General features: G+C 46.5%; 4 protein-coding genes. All 4 read left to right on the forward strand.

Annotation, left to right across the window (positions count from 1 at the left end; genetic code table 11):
• Positions 1 to 1,434: CHAT domain-containing protein (locus V6C93_RS15820; RefSeq protein ID WP_333477629.1), on the forward strand; the 1,434-nt coding region annotated here is incomplete at its 5' end.
• A gap of 358 nt (positions 1,435 to 1,792) precedes the next feature.
• Entirely contained in the window at positions 1,793 to 2,944 is a 1,152-nt protein-coding gene (locus V6C93_RS15825) for an NAD-dependent epimerase/dehydratase family protein (RefSeq protein WP_333477630.1), read from the forward strand.
• A 272-nt stretch (positions 2,945 to 3,216) separates the two neighbouring features.
• Positions 3,217 to 3,450: a hypothetical protein gene (locus V6C93_RS15830; protein WP_333477631.1), complete on the forward strand. Its 234-nt coding sequence runs from the start codon at positions 3,217 to 3,219 to the stop codon at positions 3,448 to 3,450.
• Between the two features lie 58 nt (positions 3,451 to 3,508).
• Positions 3,509 to 4,121 (forward strand): glycosyltransferase (locus V6C93_RS15835; RefSeq protein ID WP_333477632.1); only part of this gene is annotated, 613 nt, incomplete at its 3' end.

A 4,121-nucleotide genomic window follows, 5' to 3' on the forward strand; every position in this document is an offset into this window, starting at 1 on the left:
CGCGCTGGAGGTGAAGAAACTGCGGGCATTGCTACAAACCCCACTGAAGCGGAAATCCTGAAAATTCACGGCACTCTGATTGCCTTGGGGCGGAAGATTGAAGAATGCAAGCAATGTGTACAACGCAGTAAACTGTTAGACCAGCGTGAGGTTATCGCCAAGCAATTTGAGGAGAACGTGCGATCGCTCGAACAAGAAATACGCGATCGCACTGCCAAGGATGACACCTTTGTTGACCCTAGGAAACTTGGAGGCAACGCCGAAGCCATTGTCTCCGAACCCGGAACCGTCCTAATTTATCCCTTAGTGCTAGAAAACAAAATCTGGATTTTGTGGGCAGCTAAAGGCGGCATTACTCAGAGTATAGAAGTTCCTCAAGTCGGGCTAAAGCAACTCAGCCAAACGGTTGTGAAATTTCGCCAACTCCTGCAAAACCCTAATTCTAATCTTGCCGAACTCAAGGCAACGGGTAAACAACTCTATAACTGGCTGCTTCCCCAATCCCTGCAAAAAGAACTCAAAGAGAACAAGATTCAAAACCTCGTCTTCTCCCTTGATCGCGTTACTCGCTATATTCCCATGAGTGCTGTGTTTGATGGGGAAAAATATCTAATAGAAAACTACAACATCTCCACTATCATCTCAGCGAACTTAACCCAAACTGGAGAACGCTTACCACCCGGAACCCAAAACACTCAAGTGTTAGCAGCAGGACTATCCGAAGCCAAAAAAGGATTTAATTCCCTACCCAACGTACCTGCTGAACTGAATGCGATCGTTCATCAATCACCCAGCGATTCTCAGGGGATTTATCCAGGATTAAAGTTACTAAACCAATCCTTTAACCGTAAAGCCTTACGGGATAATTTAGCAGGACATCTCATTCTTCATATCGCCACACATGGAAAATTTGTGCCAAACAATGCCTATGCTTCCTATCTCTTACTTGGTGACGGCGAAGAATTACCCATTCCTGAGATTCAGAACATGCGGGATTTGAACAAAATCCACTTGGTAGTACTCTCTGCCTGTGAAACGGCACTGGGGGAAACTGGGCAAGACGGTACCGAAATTACTGGACTTAGCTACTACTTTCTGGAAAAGGGAGCTAAGGCTGTGATGGCGTCCCTGTGGCAAGTCCACGATGAGAGTACACGCCTCTTGATGGAGCAGTTCTACAGCAACTTAGCCAAGAGTACAGCACAATCTCCCATCACCAAAGCTCAAGCGCTGCGTCAGGCACAACTGAGTCTGATACATGGCGATCGCCCTAAAGGTCATACCGTTAATAATCCTACCTCTACAGGGAATACTGATTTTCGAGGTCTAGGTGCACAACCCATTCCAGGAACACAATCGACTACCAGCAACGCTTCAGGGTTTTCCCATCCCTACTACTGGGCACCCTTCATTTTGATTGGCAATGGTTTGTAGACTCACCTCTATCTAGAAAATAGAAGCTGAAATGACGCAAATTCGTTAATCATGAGAACTATTTTCATCCTTTTCTTGTGAGCAAGCGCTCATGGTGTCTGACTTGAAAGTGGGGAGTCGGGAGTCGGGAGTCGGGAATGGGAAATACCACTTTCATTCATGGCGGTGAATTTTTTTCATTGGGACTGTCTTGAAAGTCAAAAGTTAAAAGTCACGCAGGGAAGGAAGAAGAACTTAGTCTTAAATGTGTTACATTACGTTATGTTTGTAGCAGAATTTACCTCCCCAAGATGGTTGAGACGGTACCCAAACCTGGTAAATTACCGAAGTAGCGGTAAGTAAAGTTTTTTGAGCAATTATGAAAGTCCTGGTTATTGGCGGGGATGGCTATTGCGGTTGGGCAACCTCACTTTATCTTTCCAACAAAGGCTATGAAGTCGGCATTATCGATAGCTTGGTGCGCCGTCACTGGGATCTGGAATTAGGCGCTGACACTTTGACTCCGATCGCACCGATTCAGCGACGCCTCCAGCGCTGGAAAGACCTCACCGGTAAGTCGATTGACTTGTTCGTGGGTGATATTACCAATTACGATTTCCTGATCAAAGCACTCCATCAATTTCAGCCAGAAGCGATCGTCCACTTTGGGGAACAACGGTCAGCACCCTTCTCGATGATTGACCGCGAACATGCTGTCCTCACTCAAGTTAATAATGTCGTAGGCACGCTGAATTTACTGTATGCCATGCGACAAGATTTCCCCGATTGTCATTTGGTGAAATTGGGGACGATGGGTGAGTATGGTACGCCGAATATTGATATTGAAGAAGGTTATATTACCATCGAACACAACGGGCGTAAGGATACCCTTCCCTATCCCAAACAACCCGGAAGTTACTACCACCTCAGCAAAGTTCATGACAGCCACAATATCCACTTTGCTTGTCGGGTTTGGGGATTACGCGCCACTGACTTGAATCAGGGGGTTGTCTATGGTGTCCTCACCGAAGAAACGGGCATGGACGAACTTTTGATCAACCGCTTAGATTATGACGGCGTCTTTGGGACAGCCCTGAACCGCTTCTGTATCCAGGCAGCGATTGGTTATCCCTTAACCGTGTATGGTAAAGGCGGACAGACTCGCGGCTTTTTGGATATTCGGGATACGGTGCGCTGTGTGGAAATTGCGATCGCAAACCCCGCCGATCCCGGTCAATTCCGCGTCTTCAACCAATTCACGGAACTCTTCAGCGTGGGCGATTTAGCCGCGATGGTACAAAACGCAGGCACAAAAATGGGACTAGATGTCAGCGTCAACCACATCGATAACCCCAGAGTTGAGCTAGAACAACACTACTTCTATGCCAAAAACACCAGTCTTTTGAGTCTGGGTTTAGAACCTCACTATCTCTCTGATTCTCTTCTGGATTCCTTACTGAACTTTGCCCATAAGTATCAGCATCGTGTGGACAAAAACCAAATCCTACCCAAAGTATCTTGGCGTCGATAGGTGAGAACGCCTACGGTAACGAGGTAATCGTTTTGGCGATTACCTCTGTGCTTTGAGGATGGAATTGACGTGAATATAAAACAGGTTATCCTCTTACTGTTTGTCGTATTTCCAGGGTTGGGTGCGTCGGTGATTAGTGCCTACTAATCTGTCGCGCATACCAGTTGCACTCGTTGGTAATGGGTAATCGAGCATTGATAAGTGAGTGAAATTCTTTCCCGATCAGGTAATCCATTTCCCATTACCTATTATCTATTACCCGCCTTGAAGATATGCTTGTTCCAGGCACGATAGCTTACCTATTTCCCGATTGGACAGCGCTCGACAAAAGTCATAGAAATTATCAGAGAATCGCTCAATCTCCAACTTCTCGCGAACGCGATTTATTGATTGCTCAAGCAGCGGAGAACCGACACAGAATTAATGGCTTTGCTGAAGGCATAAAAATCCTTCTGGGTGGGGTGATCATGGCGATTGAAATTCATAACCTGTGTATCCTCACTTAATCAAGAAAAGACATCTTGAAATGAGATCAATTTTAACTAAAGATAGCCCCTAATCCTCATGAGAATTGCTCTATTTACCGAGACCTTTTTACCCAAGGTTGATGGCATCGTAACGCGCCTATGTCACACCGTCGAACATCTACAGCGTAACGGTGACCAAGTGCTGATTATCTCCCCAGATGGTGGACTCACAGAATACAAAGGAGCCAAAATTTACGGCGTCTCAGGCTTCCCCCTGCCTCTATATCCAGAACTCAAACTCGCTCTACCACGCCCGTCCATTGGGGTCGCATTAGAGGAGTTTCGACCGGATTTGATTCATGTGGTTAATCCGGCTGTCTTAGGGTTAGGCGGACTGTATTATGCCAAAACCCTTCAAATCCCTTTGGTAGCGTCTTACCACACCCACCTTCCTCAGTATCTCCAACATTACGGCTTGGGGATGCTGGAACCTGTGATGTGGGAGTTAATTAAAGCGAGTCACAATCAAGCCCAGCTTAATTTATGTACCTCAACGGCAATGATCGAGCAGTTGAGAGAGCATGGTATCCTCAACTTGGACTTGTGGCAACGAGGGGTTGATACCGAAACATTTCATCCCAGCTTGGTTTCTCAGGAAATGCGATCGCACCTCTCTCAAGGACACCCAGAAAGCCCCCTCCTCCTCTATG

This window comes from Allocoleopsis sp., assembly GCF_036703385.1.
In the GTDB taxonomy this organism is placed as follows: Bacteria; Cyanobacteriota; Cyanobacteriia; order Cyanobacteriales; family Coleofasciculaceae; genus Allocoleopsis.